This window comes from Yersinia sp. LJYL362 (genome assembly GCF_048323875.1).
In genome coordinates, this window is sequence record NZ_JBLWEX010000224.1 from 1 (window position 1) to 17,672 (window position 17,672).

A 17,672-nucleotide genomic window follows, 5' to 3' on the forward strand; every position below is an offset into this window, starting at 1 on the left:
GTTAATAAACCGGGCTTAATTGCCCGGTATTGTGCTCTTGGTAGTAATAGACACTAAAATTGTTTCTTTAAACCCCAGCCCCTGGAGTTACTGAACATGATACGCCCTTTCAATGTTGTTAAGTTTCCCTGGCTGTCACCCACCCCCTCGTTACTCCCCCCTTTTCATGCTAAATTCACCTATCTCACACCATTGCATCGTTTCAGGTACCAGTATGTTTACCTATAAAGAAATATCATCGCTGAACGAACTGGAATTGATCGTCTATAACTACATCATAAAAAATACCGATAAAGTGAAGTACATGACCATCAGGGAACTGGCAGATGCTGCGGGCGTATCTACTACGACAGTTTTGCGGTTTTGCAAAAAAATGAATTGTGATGGGTATTCTGAATTTCGTGTGCGTTTTAAGCTCCATTTAGAGCATGATGAAAAGCCCCCGGTCAGTTTTGGTATTAGTGAAATAATTAGCTATTTTAAGAGTATTAATAATAGTGAGTTTGATGATTTACTTGATAGTGCTGCGGCGAAAATAGCGGCTACGCGCAGAATTATTTTTGTTGGAATAGGAACATCGGGTGCATTAGGAAAATACAGTGCACGTTTCTTTTCTAATGTAGGAAAATACAGCACTTATATTGACGATCCTTATTATCCAATCAATAGTGATATGTATCAGGATGCGATTGCGATTATCCTCTCTGTTTCTGGTGAAACGGAAGAAATCATCCGTATCGCTAATCAGTTTAGCCTGCAACACTGCAAGATTATTAGCTTGACCAATAGTGATAATTCGACCTTGGCTAAGATGGCTGATTTAAATATCTCTTATCACATGCCACCTATTGTATTAGAGGGGCAATATAATATTACTACTCAGATCCCCGTTTTATATATTATTGAAACTATTGGTAAAAAACTCCCTCAATTAGTTAATAAAAACACCCTATAAAACAGGGTGTTTTTTACATGTTACATATTCCAATTCATGGTTTTTGTTATATCGTGACTTCATCTTTATTTTTGCTAAACTCCAGTCTCAATCGAAAAAATATTAATAATAATCCGATAACACTCTGTTTATCTTATACTCAGCATTCGTGACAGGAGACTAATAATGGCAATTGATTACGCATTGACCGCCCAAGAAATTATTAAGTATATTGGCGGTGATAATAATGTGATTACCGTCACACATTGTGCAACACGTTTACGTTTTATATTGAAAGATAATAAAGCTGTCGATAAAGAAAAATTAAATCGTGTTAAAGGGGTTATTACCGTTATTGAAGCGGGTGGGCAAATGCAAGTGGTTATCGGTAACCACGTCGGCGATGCCTATAAGCATGTCACGAACCTGATTAATTTCGATGAAAGTGCACCGGTGGCAGTACCTAAAGTCGGTATCGTTAGCCGGTTGATGGATATTATATCCAGTATTTTTGCACCTTTCCTTTATCCACTGGCCGCCTGCGGTATTTTACAAGGGATTATTTCTTTCCTGGCTGCGATTGGCTGGATGGATGCCGCCAGCGGCACTTATCGAATTTTAAATTTTGTCTCCTGGACCGGATTTACCTTCCTGCCGGTGATGGTGGCCTTTACTGCGGCCAAAAAGTTCAATGTTAATCCTTTTACCGCCGTTATTACTGCTTGTGCGTTGATCAGCCCTGATTATATGAACATGCTGACGGCTAATAAAATTGTTACGGTGAACTCCGCAGATCCAGCCGTTCAGCAATTAATGTATGAGGCGCTGAATAATCCGCAGGTTGCCCATATTTTGAATACCATTGCCGGTATTCCTTTATCGTCACCCACCTTAGATTTCTTCGGTATTCCCGTGCAATACCTAAGCTACACCGCCTCGGTTATCCCGATCATTTTGATGGTCTGGGCGATGTCTTACGTGCAGCGTTTCTTTGAAAAAGTATTGCCAATGGTGGTGCGTAATCTGTTTACCCCGATGTTCTGTATTGCCATTATGGTGCCCTTAACCCTGCTGGTATTTGGCCCGGTGGGTAACTTGATTGGTGGGGCAATTGGCGGCGTTTACAACACACTTTATAATCTCAGCCCAGCAATAGCCGGGTTTATGGTGGGTGCCTTCTGGCAGCCATTAGTCACATTGGGTGTTCATTGGGGCATCACTCCGGTCACTGTAGGGAACTACGCGACACTGGGTTATGACACCTTTACCGGCTTGCAAGCCTCCGCAGTTTTTGCCATGGCCGGAACCATGTTTGGTGTTTACTTAAAAACGCGTAATCGTGAAATGAAAGGAATTTCATTGTCAGCGGGGATTACCGCTTTATTCGGTATTACCGAACCCGCAATTTACGGCGTGGCATTACGCTTGAAGAAACCTTTCTTATGCAGTTGTGCCGCAGGGGGAATTGGTGGGGCCATCGCGGGGTCTTTTAATGCTGTGTCATGGAGCTATTGCTTGCCGGGTATTGCGGTGTTGCCGGTATTCTTTAAAGAAGGGCATATGGCACAGTTCTTGGGATTCCTGCTTTCTATTACCGTCGCTTTCGTCTTGGGGGCGGTTTTCACCTGGTTGGTTGGGTTTACCGATGAGCCAGAGAATGTGGAACAACCAAGCAGTGTTAATGCATCTGAAGCACCCATTGCCCAGGCACGAATGAATTAAGGCTAAAATAGTGAATGTTCGGGCGGGTTAGTCATCCGCCATTGATTTTCATTTTCAGGGTGAACAATTGCCCACAGTATTAAGGGAGAGAGTTATGAGCCACAAACAATTACCGAAAGATTTTTTATGGGGTGGCGCAGTTGCGGCACATCAGGTTGAAGGCGGCTGGGATAAAGGCGGCAAAGGTGTAAGCATTGCCGATGTATTGTCCGGCGGCGCTCACGGTGTTGACCGAGTTATGACCGATGGCGTGCAAGAGGGTTATCGCTATCCAAACCATGAAGCGGTTGATTTTTATGGTCATTATAAAGAAGACATCGTGCTATTTGCCGAAATGGGTTTCAAATGCTTCCGTACTTCTATTGCCTGGACACGTATTTTCCCGCAGGGTGATGAGCTGCAACCGAATGAAGCGGGTCTGAAATTTTACGATGACATGTTTGATGAGTTGCTGAAATACGGTATCGAACCGGTTATTACACTATCTCACTTCGAAATGCCGTGGCACTTGGTTAAAGAATACGGTGGTTGGAAAAATCGGAAAGTAGTCGACTTTTTCGTGAAATTCAGTGAAGTGGTTATGGAGCGCTACAAAAGCAAAGTCAAATATTGGATGACATTCAACGAGATCAATAACCAACGTAACTGGAAATACCCACTATTTGGTTACTGCTGCTCTGGCGTGGTGTTTACCGAGCAAGAAAACCCCGAAGAAACAATGTATCAGGTTCTGCATCATCAGTTTGTGGCCAGTGCCAAAGTGGTTAAGCTGGGCCATGCTATTAATCCGGAGTTCAAGATTGGGTGTATGGTGGCAATGGTGCCTCTCTATCCATTCTCTTGCCATCCAGATGACATGATGTATTCGGTGGAGGCTATGCGAGAGCGCTATTTATTCGGTGACGTCCACATGCGTGGTTACTACCCTTCATATATTCTGAATGAATGGGAGCGTCGCGGTTTCACTATCAATATGGAAGAGGGCGACCTTGAGACTCTACGTGAGGGCTGCGCCGATTACATGGGCTTAAGCTATTACATGAGTAACGCAGTTTCTGCGGTTAATCCTGGCAGCGGTAATTCCCTTTCTGGCTTTGAGGGCAGTGTCCCTAACCCACATGTTAAAGCATCAGATTGGGGGTGGCAGATTGATCCCGTCGGCTTGCGTTATTCACTGAGCATATTGTATGAACGCTACCAGAAGCCGCTATTTATTGTTGAAAATGGTTTTGGCGCGATAGACAAAGTGGCTGATGACGGCATGGTCCATGATGATTACCGCATTGCGTATCTTAAAGCTCATATTGAGCAGATGAAAAAAGCCGTGTTTGAAGATGGCGTAGACCTGATGGGCTACACCCCGTGGGGTTGTATCGATTGTGTATCATTCACAACCGGTGAATACAGCAAACGTTATGGTTTTATCTACGTGGATAAAAACGATGACGGCACTGGCACCATGGCGCGTTCACGTAAACAAAGTTTTGACTGGTATAAAAAAGTGATTGCCAGCAATGGTGAAGAGCTTTAACTCTCCGATAAACCAGCCAACAGGGAAGGGCCGTTTAACACTGGCCTTTCTCACCATTTTCTCCTGTACACCCTCCCCAACGCAGTTGGTTACATTTTTCATTAATGAAAAAATACTTTAGATTTAAGCTATTACAATAATTTTATCGTTTTGTAGGAAGTAACTGACATATCCTAAAAAAAAGCTGAGTTACTCTTTTACTCCGGCGGCTATTGCCATGCTTTGTATGGTTGTTCGTCAGGTGTAATTTAGTTTTTGCTTAATAGGGATAAGAAATGAAAGGAAAATTATTGTTCGCTGCAATGTTGGTAGCCAGTTTTTCTGCCAGTGCTGCGGAACATGCTCACTGGGGATATGAGGGGCAGGAAGACCCGGCACATTGGGGGAAACTCTCACCGGATTTCTCACTTTGTGAAACGGGTAAAAATCAGTCACCGGTTAATATTCATAGTGCTTTGAAAACCCATCATGGTCAATTGGACCTAAATTTCCAGCAAGGCAAGCAACAAATCGTTAATAATGGCCATACGGTTCAGATTAATACTAGCGCTGGTAATACGTTAAAGCTGGATGGCGATACGTTTACATTGCAACAATTCCACTTTCACACCCCCAGTGAAAACGAGATTGATGGTAAACAGTTCCCCTTGGAGGCTCATTTTGTTTATAAAGATGACAAGGGTGAGTTGGTAGTATTGGCGCTGCTGTTCCAGTTGGGAAAAGCTAATACACAATTGGCACTGGCCTGGCAGCAAATGCCAACAGCGGTAGACCAATTAACAATACTGAATAGGCCTTTGGATATCAAAGCGTTGTTACCAAAGCAGTTCAATTTCTACCGTTTTAGTGGTTCACTGACCACGCCACCTTGTTCGGAAGGTGTCACCTGGTTGGTGCTTGACCAGCCTGTTAATGTTTCTGCTGAACAAATACATCAATTCCAGTCTGTTGTTCATCATAACAATAATCGGCCAATACAGCCGCTTAATGGCCGCGTTATAGTTGATTAATGTTTTGTATGATTCTCGCCACTCTGTTTTCTGGGAGTGGTGAGTAAAGTGTTCAGATATGTTTATAACTGGGGGAGTGGCAAAATATCGGTCACTATAATATCACCCCCCGTTTTACATAGATAGATTTCTGATTTTTGGCATTGTAAATGTCTGGGTATTAATAAATGACAATGTTATACCGCAATATTTCATAACATTGTCCATAGCACTTCATTATTTAATATTCCAATTATACGGATTTTTAAAACGGGTACTTATATTCAGGCCGAAATAGCCTCAATGATTGATACATAGCTTCCGGTATCGATAATACGATTAAGTTTCAGATCTGCGCTGGCCAGCAGTATTTTAAGCTCCTCCTCAGTGCGTGCTTGTCCTCCATCAAAACTACCTAATAACAAAAGGTCGATCTCTTTGCCACCTTGCCTGGTATCTTCTCTGGATATAACGGGTTCAAAGATGAGCACTTTGGCATTGGGCTGCATTGCATTACGACAGCTGCGCAATATTTGGCTTGCTTGCTCTTCCGGCCAATCCATCGTGATGTATTTTAATAAATAAATATCAGCGGCTGGGCAGCTTTCAAAGAAATTGCCCGTCTGGGTTTCCCAGCGAGAATCATCGCCCAACTCACCAAGACGGTTTTTTGCTAAGACCGCAGGGCGATCGAATAAAATGCCATGTAATGTGGGGTTATTTTGCAGTACTTTCAACAATAATCCGCCGAAACCACCGGCAATATCCACCACTGTGGCATGCTCTGGAAAGTTATAATTGCGGACCAAAAAGTTATTTTCTACCGAGGACATCGATGACATACCGGTATGAAAATCACCGTCTGATTCGGGAATATTCTCTCGTGACCAATATTCATAGAAAGACATTCCGAATGTTTGTTTAAAGGCCGATTCACCTCGTAGAGTTACGACAAGATTGCCTAGCGGGAGCCAAAATGTTTTGTCAGTTAACATTAATACCGCCGAGCGCAGTGAATTACGGCTATCTGAGCGAAGGAATTGTGCTGCGGGGTTGAGTGAATATCGACCCTCTTCTGATTCTTCAAAAATATTACGAGAAGCTAGCATGCGTAATACCCGATTTAATTGACGCCAATCTGCTCCTACTGCCTGCCCCAGTTCCTCCGCTGTTTTCGCCCCTTTTGTCAGATGATCTGCTACCCCTAAAATTGCTGCGGCACGCAATGAAGCTTGAAAAGTGAACCCCATCGCCTGCTCCAATAAATATAATGCCGCAGTATCATCTTCATTCTTCAGTTGACTATTATTGCCCATGATAATAACACCCTCTGGTAATTGATGTGATTATATACAATTACAATAAATACAAATGTAACTATATTTATTAGGATACTAAATATATCCATAGAGAATGTAGTCTACAAAATTAAACTATTGCAAATAGTTAACTGTACCAATTAAGCGTTACGGCGTGTAAATATGGGCAATTCAATGAAAATATTGGATATTTATAGTTAATAATATTTATGTGTTAGGGTTTTATTTATAACCTTATATAATGATTGCTCGCTGCTAGCCACTGAGCTCGTTTGTCTATTTTGGATCCTTCAATTTTCTTGGACACATCCCATAAAAACCAACCCTAACGGATTGGTTTTTATGGGATATTGGGTCGCGGATGCCTGCTTTGTGCTAAGTTCTGTTGGAGGAGGAAGAGTAGCAATCTTATCCTGGTCATCCATCAATGCTGATTAGATACAAACTAAAACAGTTTCACCATTGCTATGATTTTTCATATATGAGGCATAATTATAAAATTCTAGCCGATTTAGCATTCCCAGCTTTCGACTTGCATTTCGCCGATGGGTTAATACGGTCTTTTCAGAGCGCTTAAGTATTTTTGAAATATTGGTGACACAATGTCCTTGCCCTGTCAGTTCTACTACTTTGCTTTCGGTAATAGATAGTTGGATATTACTCTTTAGCCCTAATTGTTTGAATGCATCATGTTTCGTGATATTGAAATAACTAAGGCGTGCAATAACAAAAATTTTCTTGATTTTGGAAATAATATTATAAATATCAAGTTGGTTACTTTTGAATGGAATGTTAAGTGTCATCATCGGTTTATTGCTACTGGATGGGCAGTTGTCTATAGTTTCACTTTCTTGATATATATTTATGATTACCATAAGATCTTTAAATACCACATTGGCTCTAAATTTATCTTTATTTTCATAAGAATCAATGAATAAGTAATTCTCACAGCCTTCTTTATCAAACGTATTTTGTATTAGAGAAAGTAAACCTAACTCATAGAAATTATTTTGACTTGTAATTGCTAAATTTAACATTTTAATTATTCCTTCTTTTGTTTTTATCTTCAGTCAGTGTTAGTTGAGTGAGTTTAGTATAGAAATACATACTTTAAGTGGTCTGGAATTTATTTTTCGTCATTATCATTCTTTCACTAAGGCGATGAGTCAGAATCCGAAAAATAAAACTCACTAACCAAGACTTATATCATTGAGGTAGAGAACATTTTTACTCTTATTTCCTAGACCCCAATTATAAAGCTCAAGGTAGCTGAACCATCTATTTTGATGTTTTCTGCAATTGGACCATTCATAGTAGTGACGCTGCCCAGTCTCGGCCTAACGCCAATATCCGCACTGAATACTTTACCTGGTGCTTTGGTCGCGTTTGCATGAACCCAACTGAGTGTATTAAGGGGTCCAGAGGATAATGCCAAAGTCGTATTGGCGGGTTCATTCTGCCTGTAAAAGTATTTTGAAACCCCATCAACCTTCGCATTTGACATACTTATTAAGTAATCACCTATTTTGCCTGTGCCATTGACAAAACCTAATCCATATTGACCATTTGACATCGTCGAACTAATACGGTTATCACTACTCATCACACTCATATAGGTTTCCAGATCACAAATAACCGACCAATTTTTGGTTATTGTCGGCAATACGGTGACTTCTGAAGACTTAATGGTTTTACCTGGAATTTCACCGACATTATAAATCCCTCCCTCAGGAGCAGTAACGGTACATGTAGGGGGTGTTATCTGACCTTTAACGGTTAATTCAGCAGCCGGGAGGGCGGCCCGAGTGGAAACGGATAAAATTAAAACGGATAAAATTGTTAATTTGAGAATATAGGGTTTCATAAAATTTCATTCGCTTACGATATAAAATATCAGAGTAGCTATCGATTAATCTGCTTGTAGATTTAACGAAGGCTGAAGATAAAATATAGCCCTCAATTATATAATCTGAGAATTAGATACTGTAAGCAAAGATCATGGTCATAGAACCATTGAACTTAACAGTCAATATCTTACCCGCACTTCGGTTGTTCCCAGTGCAGGGCTTACCCATCGCTGCCAAAACTCAGGCTATTTTTAATTCTGCTATAGGCATCTCTAAGTTAGCTACATGAGCAGCAAAAATCTAAGAGGTGGTGCAATACGCTGATTTTTCATTTTTATAGCCCGAGTGAAATTTTAAACATGAAATAAATGTCAACTGATGTGCTGCTAAATGAACCCCTCCAAAAATGTGATCCACATCAATGTTTCATTTGATTGTGATGATTAAACAATAAGCTGAAGAGGGCGTATATCGGAATGGATGTTGACTTTATGTGGGAAATTTCCCACAGCGAGTGTTTCCTGTTATTTTTATTATAAATATTCGCAAATTTATGGCAGCTGTTGGTTTCAAGCGGGGCTGTAAAGGTCACGATAACCCGTGGATTCCTATTAGCATGAGAAATATTCAGTAAGTTCTGGAATGCTGGGGCGGCTGGGCTGCTCATGAAGATAGTAGCGTTGGCTATTCCCCTATTGTCGCTGGCTTCAAAGGACTTTTGCCCAGTACCTCATCCTGCTGTGATAATAATGGGTTGTTAGTCGATGCTGTAAGACTGACTAAAAAAGGCAGGGCGCAGCGGAGAATATGACCTGTTCTGATAGTATTCTGTAGCAAGGAGTGGATAAGCATAAGTGTCGCTAAGAGTGAGGAACGGACATTGCACTTGGGGAAAATGGAGTGGGGTTTTTTAGATTACCGAGGGTTTTGAGACTGTAATTAAAATTGTGTAATTGCCTATTTTTGATATGTTCACTCCAACAAGGAGACAGGCAAATTATGGACGAAAAGAAACTCAAGGCCCTTGCGGCTGAACTGGCTAAAGGCCTTAAAACCGAAGCCGACCTCAATGCGTTTTCCCGCATGCTGACGAAGTTAACTGTCGAAACAGCGCTGAACGCTGAACTGACAGACCACCTCGGGCACGAGAAAAATGCCCCAAAATCAGGCTCCAATACCCGTAACGGCTATTCATCCAAAACGCTGCTGTGTGATGACGGTGAAATTGAGCTGAACACACCGCGTGACCGCGAAAACACCTTTGAGCCTCAGCTCATCAAGAAAAACCAGACACGTATCACGCAGATGGACAGCCAGATTTTATCCCTGTACGCCAAAGGCATGACCACGCGCGAAATCGTCGCTACGTTCAAGGAAATGTATGACGCCGACGTGTCTCCCACGCTGATATCTAAAGTCACCGATGCGGTAAAAGAGCAGGTTACAGAATGGCAAAATCGACCTCTGGATGCACTGTATCCCATTGTTTATCTTGACTGTATCGTGGTTAAAGTTCGTCAAAGTGGCAGCGTAATTAACAAAGCGGTGTTCCTTGCGCTCGGTATTAATATTGAAGGCCAGAAAGAGTTGCTGGGTATGTGGCTGGCCGAGAATGAAGGGGCGAAGTTCTGGCTGGGTGTGCTGACAGAGCTTAAGAACCGGGGGCTTCAGGATATCCTGATTGCTTGCGTGGATGGTCTGAAGGGCTTCCCGGATGCGATAAACAGTGTCTACCCACAGACACACATCCAGCTGTGCATCATCCATATGGTGCGCAACAGCCTGAAATACGTGTCATGGAAGGACTATAAAGCCGTCACCGGTGGGCTGAAAACGGTGTATCAGGCTCCGACAGAAGAGGCGGCGCTGATGGCACTGGATAACTTCGCGGCTACCTGGGACGATAAATATCCGCAGATCAGTAAAAGCTGGCGCGCGCACTGGGAAAATCTCAATACGTTCTTCGACTACCCGCCTGATATCCGCAAGGCAATCTACACCACGAATGCCATCAAGTCGCTGAACAGCGTTATCCGCGCAGCCATCAAGAAGCGCAAGGTGTTCCCGACAGACGACTCAGTGCGAAAGGTTATTTATCTGGCAATCAAGGATGCTTCGAAAAAATGGAGTATGCCGATCCAAAACTGGCGGTTGGCGATGAGCCGTTTTATTATCGAGTTCGGTGACCGCCTGAGCGATCACCTTTAATACGGTGGCAGTTACACAGAATTATTTACAGTGTCTTTGATCGGGTTGATACTTCGAATCCGCTTGAAATTGAGTGGCCGGTAGCGCCTGAATAATCGGTAATAACCGGGTTTAATGGCCCGGCCTATTTCAATCGTATAGCCAACGGCCAGCTTTGGCGGACTCAATAAGCATACGAACTGTGAACGGCTCAGGTTTATGGCGGTCTGATTTTAAGTGTTCAGATAGAATAGCGTTAGGTAAAAAAGGAAATACTATCTGGGGGAAATAACGTCTCCAGTGTATTTTGCGGCAATCGACATTAAATTTTTCAGAATATTTGTCCATTAACTCATAAATATCTTCAGGTACGGTTTGATGTTCACCGGTACTGAGCGATGAGTCTGTCTGTAACTGACGGCAACGCAATTCATCTTTGACGAATTGTAGTACAGCTTCATCGGTATTCATTACAAACGATCTCTTGTTTCAACAATGAGGTTATAATGGCGAATACTGTTAAATCCGATGATACTAATATCCCCAGCAGTAATGGCTACACCTACCCAAGGAGTCCATCTACCTATGAGTCCACCTAAGCTTGACGTTCTTGCCCAGCCACCACCAATTAATGTCTTCCATGTGGGTGATCTCCAGCGGCTGTCTAGGCGGTATGAGATCATGCGGCGAAGGCTCAATGATAATATGCTGGTTCCGGGTGTAGCGGTTCTTGGCTTACCTGGCACAGGGATTATGTTCAACCCCCCAAGAATAAAAGCAAAAGCAACGATATCTACCCCGCTAAATTGTTTCTCTACTTCATCAACAACAACCCAAAAAGCTAATTCGCCTTTAGACAGATTATCCATTCCTTTGAAATAATAACCACTCATCTGCTCAAACGTATCCATAACTTTTCCTTGTTATTACCACATTAATCCCCGTCCAAGAATATTGGATTTGGATGATTACTCCAAACAATTATGGCGAGCAAAATTCTGAAAATAGAATGAGGTTACTATAGAGGTAGTCTCTCGCTAACTTATATTTCTATAGCTGAAACCAATCATCAGCACTTTCCCACGTTTCCTGCAAAATCTCTTCTACTGTCTTTTTATCCTCGCTGGCTCCACCTAGCACCGTTAAACCATCGGCCCCCGCAAACCTGACCTTCACGTCAATATCACTAAATTTACGAGTAAGGCGATTCGTTAATTCTTCCGTAAGTGCATTGGTGTAGCCAGCCGGAAAACTCTTTGCGTTCAGCTTATCTATAGTCACTTCGACACGCAGCATAAATTCCCCTAATTTAAATAGTTAACACCTGAATCGCTGATCCCAGCATCAATGTAATCAATCCGCTTTTGTAGTTCGCTGACGATATGCCGTGCCTGCTCAACCGTGATCTCCATTGTCTGAATAACTTCCGCATTGGATAAGATTGGTGGGCTTTTTACCTTGGCATTGAAAATCATGGATTTGCTGCGTGTTGAGTGGCTGATGGTCAGAGAGTCAAATTTATAGATCACAGAAAAATTCTGTTCGAAGCCTTTTGTTGCTGACATGAGTAGATCCTCATACAGTTAATTTGCTGGTTAAATATACAGTAAACACTATCCGTATAACAATCAGTTTTAAGTGAACTGTAGGGGAGATATCGTCGGAGTTTTGCCATTGTTTCACCATTGTTTTACCATCAGCAAATCCCACAAACAAAAAAACCAACCCTAACGGATTGGTTTTCTTTGGGATATTTGGTCGGCATGAGAGGATTTGAACCTCCGACCCCCGACACCCCATGACGGTGCGCTACCAAGCTGCGCTACATGCCGATGCAATGGCATTTATACTACATTTTACAGTGACTAATGCAAGACTATGCCAATACGTTTGCTGTTTTTTTAACCGTGACATACTCATTTTTTAGAGCTAGTTCGCAATAAAACGTTTTATATCAGTCAGTACTTGCAATAGTAACGGAAGCTGTGGCTTTTCATCTTTAATTTCATTGCCTTGCTCATCATAGGTGCGGTATTCACCATTATTATCTAACACAATCGTCTGTGTTGGTGTGGTAATCACCAGTGTGCCATTATCACCCGTCGCTACCCAGTTATTGTTACGTTGCGGCGCGAACAAGTCTTCCCCTTGCGAATAATCTTCTGAGGCCGTTTTGACGTGTAATAGCCGCTGCATCAGTGTTGTCATGATATCTTCATGATTCGTTAGCTTATCCACTTTCTGCGCAGGAGTGCCCGGCCAATGAACAATTAATGGCACTTGCAGTTGCTGTCGATTAAAGCTACTGCCCGCACCCCAGTTATCATTGCCAGTGTCATTAAATTCGACACCGTGAGCTGCAGTAATAATAACCACGGTTTTATCAAGTTGGCCACGTTGTTTCAGCGTATCCAGAATGGTCGCAATCTGCTGATCAACATCCTTGGCACCCGCTTGATAGTTGTGAATAAAATCAGTTGGGGGGGCAACTTTATGACCCATGACAGGGTCTTGGGCTTCAGCCGCGCCGTTCAGGTTAATGTAGGAGAACCAAGGCGCGTTATTATTCAGTGTTGACAGCCATTGTTGCCACTGTGCCGTGGTTTCACTGTCCGTTTGCTCTGCTGGCGCAGGCAAGGTGAAATCGGATAGCAATGCCTGGCGGTAGAGCGGTGAAGCAAAACCATCTGATGAGAACAATCCAAACTGATAACCTTGCGCACTCAATGACGTGATGAATGCGGAAGGTTTACGCGCAGAAAGAATACCGTCGAGGTAGCTCGGGGAAATACCATAAAACAGGCCAAACAGGCCCGTATCCTGGCGATTACCTGAGCTATAATGGCGGTCAAACTGAATGTTTGCATGACCGAACTCAGACAAGGCTGGCATATCTTTTTGCAAGCTATTAGCACGGATACCATCAACCACAATTAATAGCAGGTTATAACCACTGCCTTTGTCGCTAAAGGCAATGGGGCTGAGAGGATATTCCACCGTTAGGGCATCTGGATTACCTTGTTCTATCAAGCGCCGTTGATACTCTTCCTGGTCAAGCAAGCCATGTTTTTCAAGGAATTTACGTGCTGTCATCGGGTATGAGAGCGGCAAGTTTGCGCGCTGCATACTGATTGGCCGATAGAAGTTAGCATCTGCCCAGATATAAATCAGATGCGAGGCAAAGAAGGCCGAAATAAACACAGCAACCAGTGGTTTAACAAAGCGCTGCCGGTTGAGACTGCGGAGTTTTTGCCATGCCCAGGTGCCGAAAAGCATCTCAACAAGAAAAATGACTGGCACGGCAATAAACATCAATTGCCAATCACGCGCCAGCTCAGTTTGATCCGGGTTAACCACTAACTCCCAGACCACGGGGTTAAGATGCAGGTGGAAGCGGGTGAAGACCTCGGTATCCACTAATAACAGGGTCAAACCCGCAGTCGCAAAAGCGGCGGAGAGAAATCGGAGCAACCGCTGCGACATCACCACGAAAGTCAGCGGGAATATCACCAGCAGATAGGCGGCAAAAACGATAAAACTAAAGTGCCCCAGCCAACTGACAAGGGCATAGACACGGCCAATCAGCGATGAGGGCCAATCGGAAACAAACAAATAGCGGCTACCCAGCACCAGGCTGAACAGGATATTAAACAAGGCGAACCAGTGCCCCCAGCTGATCATCTGGGAGACTTTTTCACGATAGCGCTGACGATTTGTCACCATATTGAGATTGCAGTCTTGGCCGATAAATTAATGAGCTTTGTCTTCACGTACTGAAGCTTGAAGGGCTTCAGCGAAAGAACGAGCCAATACTTTGCGTTGCGCAGGAGCAATGCTGGTATTGATCAGATTTGTTACCATATTCCCCAAAACCATCAAAGAAAGATCGGTTGGAGTACGGTGTTTTTCCAGTACGCTGACCAATTCAGACAGCAATTGTTCAACGTGTTCGTCACTGTAACGGGATGATTGTGGCATAAAAATTGAGCTCAACACCTGACAAAGTCCCATATCTTACCGTATAGAGACGCGCTTTTCCGCTATTTTATAGCATTAAGAATCATTAGCCATTAATTGGGGGCCGGGATAGCTTTTGGGTTGCAGCCCTCAGGCATCAGTGATTGAATACGCTCCTAGCCAAAAGGAGTATTTATCATGAGTCTGGATATTGACCAGATAGCCTTACATCAGCTTATCAAACGTGATGAACAAACGCTTGATGTGGTGTTGCGCGATTCGTTGTTACCTGCCAATGCTGTAGTTGAAGAAATGATGGCCGAGCTGCATCGTGTTTACTGTGCCAAAAGCAAAGCTTATGGGTTGTTTAATGAACAAAGTGAGCTGGCTGATGCGCTGAAACGGAGCCGTAAGGGTGATGAAGACTTCCTCAGTTTTAGCCGTGCCGCGACTGGACGGTTGCGGGATGAGTTGGCCAAATACCCATTTGCGGAGGGGGGAGTGGTGCTGTTTTGCCAATACCGCTATCTGGCCGTGGAATATTTGCTGATTTCGGTGCTGAGCAGTTGCAATAGCATGCGGGTGAATGAGCAACTTGATCTGAGCACGACCCATTATCTCGATATCAATCGCGCTGATATTGTGGCTCGTATCGATTTAACTGAATGGGAAAACAACCCAGAATCAACCCGTTACCTGACTTTCCTGAAAGGGCGGGTAGGGCGCAAGGTTTCTGACTTCTTTATGGATTTTCTGGCCGCAAGTGAAGGCCTGGATACTAAAGCGCAGAACCGTGGTTTGTTACAGGCAGTTGATGATTATTGTGCGGATGCCGAGCTGGGTAAAAATGAACGCCAGGCATATCGCCAGCAAGTTTATAGCTATTGTAATGAGCAGTTGCAGGCCGGTGAAGAAATTGCTTTGCAGGGGCTTGCGCAAGAGTTACCGAAGTTGGGCGAGAAAGATTTTCAGCAATTCTCCGCTGAGCAAGGCTATGCATTGGAAGAGAGCTTCCCGGCGGATCGCGGTACGTTGCGTCAATTGACTAAATTTGCCGGCAGTGGTGGCGGGTTGAGTATTAATTTTGATGCGTTGCTATTGGGCGAGCGTATTTTTTGGGATGCGGCAACAGACACGTTGACCATTAAAGGTACGCCACCGAACCTGCGTGACCAACTACAGCGCAATTCAGGCAAATGATAACTGTTTGAATAGCCAATAAAAAACGCCGCATAAGCGGCGTTTTTTATTTCGGCGTCCCGAATATCGACAGCGACGCGATTAAACGCGAACGAAGTCGATATGAGTCAGTTTTGGCTTGAAAGCGTGACGCTGAACAGCCTGTACTTTAACTTTGGTTTCTTTACCGTCAACAACCAGAGTCAGTACGGAATCATAAAAGCCCGGTTTCAATTCAAGGTTTTTGGTGGTGTCATGGTCAAGAGCAATAGAGATAGCTGCTTCTGAACCACCGTAAATGATTGCCGGAAATTTATTTGCTGCACGCAGGCGGCGGCTCGCACCCTTACCCTGGTCGTTACGTACTTCTACATTGATAGTGGTCATTTTGTTTTCTCTTAAAGAAAATTTACCCTGCTACAGGCGACCCAGCAACAGGTTCGATACTCGGCTTTGATTGGGTAAACCCAGAGCAAAGCGGGCGACATTCTAGCGAAATATCGGGAAGACAGCAAACGAAACTGCGATTTTATCAGGCTAAATGCGGCTCAAGCGAGGGAATCAGCTCGTCTGAAACGCCCCTGATAATCAAAAATCTTTTCCCTGATTTGCCACCATTGCCCACGACGGCGTGCGACAACAAAATCGGGATAACGCAATAGCGCTTGTTGTGCGATGACATCGGCGGCGGTTTGCCATTTAAGCGCAATACCCGGTGCCCGTTGGTGGGGGCGAAGGAAAATTTGCTCGAATGCCATTCGTTGTGCGGGTGTGGTTAAGCGAAATCGCTCACTGGTATGGGTCCCCTCTTCGTCGTAATAGGTGATTTTTAGCCACTCGCCTTTTGCATCCTGTCCGGCTTCCAGGCTCATTCCGCCACAACGCAGTACCAGTGCATCCTTTAATTTCAACGCGGCTTTGAGCATGTCATCGGGATCGACCAGCACCTCCTGACACTGATGGCAGCGGCGAGCAGCAATATCATTTTCTGCGCCACAGTGCGGGCAGGATTTGAAGCGGAAGCGGTAATCACATTGTGCCCGAGCACCTTGATCATCTTCAAACCAGCCCTGGCAGCGGCGGCCATAGTGTTCAATAATCTCGCCGGACTCAGTGCATTTCCCCCAGAAAATATTGGCAAAGCCGCAGTCCGGGCAAAAGACCTGCACCGGTTGGCTGTCACTGTGGGGTTTGCAGGTGCCCACTTCTGGGGTGAAAAGGTCGTGGGGGTTGCCGGCATAATCCAAAATCAGACAATCTTCTTTGCCCGGAGATAGCCGCAGCCCGCGCCCGACAATTTGCTGATACAAACTGACCGACTCGGTTGGGCGAAGAATGGCAATCAGATCGACATGCGGGGCATCAAAACCTGTCGTCAACACCGCGACGTTTACCAAATAGCGCAATTGCTGCTGCTTAAACGCGGCAATTAACGCATCCCGTTCGGCCGGTGGCGTCCCGGCACTCACCAGCGCAGCCTCACCTTTAGGCAAAAGCCCATAAACCTCTTTGGCATGCTCGACAGTGGCGGCGAAAATCATCACACCCCGTCGATGGGTGGCATATTCCATTATCTGGCTGACAATATGGGGGGTAATTCTTTGCTGCTGCTTAAGCTCGCGGTCTAAATCTGCTTCACGGAACATACCGTCGCTATTGCTGGTCAAGCGGCTGAAATCATATTGTACCACGGGCATATCCAGCCGCTCAGGTGGTACCAGAAAACCGTGCTTAATCATGTAACGCAGGGGTAATTCATAAATACAATCGCGGAACAGGGATTTCCCATCACCACGGGTGATACCGTGATAGTGGAATTGATAGATCCAGCCTTTACCCAAACGGTAGGGGGTGGCAGTCAGCCCCAGTAAGCGTAGGCTTGGGTTGGTGGTACGTAAATGCTGAATAATTTGCTGATATTGGCTGTCATCTTCATCGCTGATTCGATGACATTCATCAATTATCAACAGTGAAAAGGCGCTATCAAATAGAGACAGGTTTCGCGCC

The 17,672-nt window shown here is 44.2% G+C and carries 18 protein-coding genes and 1 tRNA gene; 7 read left to right on the forward strand and 12 right to left on the reverse strand.

Features of this window, described 5'->3' with window-relative positions; all coding sequences use genetic code 11:
• Positions 1 to 214: 214 nt before the first annotated feature.
• The 4 genes from ACNSO8_RS12195 to ACNSO8_RS12210 all read left to right on the forward strand — a co-directional run bounded on the left by ACNSO8_RS12195 (position 215) and on the right by ACNSO8_RS12210 (position 5,197).
• Positions 215 to 955, forward strand: a complete 741-nt coding sequence (locus ACNSO8_RS12195) for a MurR/RpiR family transcriptional regulator (protein WP_418394766.1) — start codon at positions 215 to 217, stop codon at positions 953 to 955.
• Positions 956 to 1,120: 165 nt separating this feature from the next.
• Positions 1,121 to 2,656 carry a PTS transporter subunit EIIC gene (locus ACNSO8_RS12200; protein ID WP_418394767.1) on the forward strand — a complete coding sequence of 512 codons (1,536 nt, stop codon included), beginning with the start codon at positions 1,121 to 1,123 and terminating at the stop codon, positions 2,654 to 2,656.
• A gap of 94 nt (positions 2,657 to 2,750) precedes the next feature.
• Positions 2,751 to 4,187: a 6-phospho-beta-glucosidase gene (locus tag ACNSO8_RS12205; protein ID WP_418394768.1), complete on the forward strand. Its 1,437-nt coding sequence runs from the start codon at positions 2,751 to 2,753 to the stop codon at positions 4,185 to 4,187.
• Positions 4,188 to 4,462: 275 nt separating this feature from the next.
• Complete coding sequence (locus ACNSO8_RS12210) at positions 4,463 to 5,197, forward strand: carbonic anhydrase (protein WP_418394769.1); 735 nt, start codon at positions 4,463 to 4,465, stop codon at positions 5,195 to 5,197.
• Positions 5,198 to 5,460: 263 nt separating this feature from the next.
• Here the strand turns inward: ACNSO8_RS12210 and ACNSO8_RS12215 are convergent, their stop codons facing one another.
• From ACNSO8_RS12215 to ACNSO8_RS12225, 3 genes are all read right to left on the reverse strand, one after another.
• A complete protein-coding gene (locus ACNSO8_RS12215) occupies positions 5,461 to 6,492 on the reverse strand; it encodes a methyltransferase (RefSeq protein WP_418394770.1) in 1,032 nt (343 codons plus the stop codon).
• A 437-nt stretch (positions 6,493 to 6,929) separates the two neighbouring features.
• A complete protein-coding gene (locus ACNSO8_RS12220) occupies positions 6,930 to 7,532 on the reverse strand; it encodes a helix-turn-helix domain-containing protein (RefSeq protein WP_418394771.1) in 603 nt (200 codons plus the stop codon).
• Positions 7,533 to 7,735: 203 nt separating this feature from the next.
• Entirely contained in the window at positions 7,736 to 8,359 is a 624-nt protein-coding gene (locus ACNSO8_RS12225; protein WP_418394772.1) for a DUF1120 domain-containing protein, read from the reverse strand.
• Positions 8,360 to 9,036: 677 nt separating this feature from the next.
• Here ACNSO8_RS12225 and ACNSO8_RS12230 point away from each other — a divergent pair.
• Both ACNSO8_RS12230 and ACNSO8_RS12235 read left to right on the forward strand, forming a co-directional pair.
• Entirely contained in the window at positions 9,037 to 9,153 is a 117-nt protein-coding gene (locus tag ACNSO8_RS12230) for a hypothetical protein (RefSeq protein WP_418394781.1), read from the forward strand.
• Positions 9,154 to 9,341: 188 nt separating this feature from the next.
• Positions 9,342 to 10,550 (forward strand): IS256 family transposase, encoded by a 1,209-nt coding sequence (locus ACNSO8_RS12235; RefSeq protein ID WP_418394773.1) that lies wholly within the window; start codon positions 9,342 to 9,344, stop codon positions 10,548 to 10,550.
• Positions 10,551 to 10,679: 129 nt separating this feature from the next.
• Here the strand turns inward: ACNSO8_RS12235 and ACNSO8_RS12240 are convergent, their stop codons facing one another.
• The 7 genes from ACNSO8_RS12240 to ACNSO8_RS12270 form a co-directional block, all read right to left on the reverse strand.
• Positions 10,680 to 11,000, reverse strand: coding sequence for a DUF1493 family protein (locus tag ACNSO8_RS12240; RefSeq protein ID WP_418394774.1), 321 nt, complete (start codon positions 10,998 to 11,000; stop codon positions 10,680 to 10,682).
• On the reverse strand, positions 11,000 to 11,440 hold the full coding sequence (locus ACNSO8_RS12245; protein ID WP_418394775.1) for an STM2901 family protein: 441 nt from the start codon (positions 11,438 to 11,440) through the stop codon (positions 11,000 to 11,002). Before ACNSO8_RS12245 ends, ACNSO8_RS12240 begins: the two co-directional genes overlap by 1 nt.
• Before the next feature lie 139 nt (positions 11,441 to 11,579).
• A complete protein-coding gene (locus ACNSO8_RS12250; protein ID WP_418394776.1) occupies positions 11,580 to 11,825 on the reverse strand; it encodes a DinI-like family protein in 246 nt (81 codons plus the stop codon).
• An 8-nt stretch (positions 11,826 to 11,833) separates the two neighbouring features.
• Positions 11,834 to 12,094: a hypothetical protein gene (locus ACNSO8_RS12255; protein ID WP_418394777.1), complete on the reverse strand. Its 261-nt coding sequence runs from the start codon at positions 12,092 to 12,094 to the stop codon at positions 11,834 to 11,836.
• Positions 12,095 to 12,284: 190 nt separating this feature from the next.
• Positions 12,285 to 12,361 (reverse strand) — tRNA-Pro (locus ACNSO8_RS12260).
• Positions 12,362 to 12,458: 97 nt separating this feature from the next.
• Positions 12,459 to 14,252, reverse strand: a complete 1,794-nt coding sequence (gene yejM, locus ACNSO8_RS12265; protein ID WP_418394778.1) for an LPS biosynthesis-modulating metalloenzyme YejM — start codon at positions 14,250 to 14,252, stop codon at positions 12,459 to 12,461.
• A 27-nt stretch (positions 14,253 to 14,279) separates the two neighbouring features.
• The gene (locus ACNSO8_RS12270) at positions 14,280 to 14,507 is read right to left on the reverse strand and encodes a YejL family protein (protein ID WP_002208836.1); all 228 of its coding nucleotides are present in this window, start codon (positions 14,505 to 14,507) and stop codon (positions 14,280 to 14,282) included.
• A gap of 177 nt (positions 14,508 to 14,684) precedes the next feature.
• Here ACNSO8_RS12270 and yejK point away from each other — a divergent pair, with 177 nt between their 5' ends.
• Positions 14,685 to 15,686, forward strand: coding sequence for a nucleoid-associated protein YejK (yejK, locus tag ACNSO8_RS12275; protein ID WP_418394779.1), 1,002 nt, complete (start codon positions 14,685 to 14,687; stop codon positions 15,684 to 15,686).
• An 81-nt stretch (positions 15,687 to 15,767) separates the two neighbouring features.
• Here the strand turns inward: yejK and rplY are convergent, their stop codons facing one another.
• Positions 15,768 to 16,052: a 50S ribosomal protein L25 gene (rplY, locus tag ACNSO8_RS12280; RefSeq protein ID WP_004700538.1), complete on the reverse strand. Its 285-nt coding sequence runs from the start codon at positions 16,050 to 16,052 to the stop codon at positions 15,768 to 15,770.
• Between the two features lie 161 nt (positions 16,053 to 16,213).
• On the reverse strand, positions 16,214 to 17,672 hold a 1,459-nt coding region (locus tag ACNSO8_RS12285; protein WP_418394780.1), incomplete at its 5' end, for a DEAD/DEAH box helicase.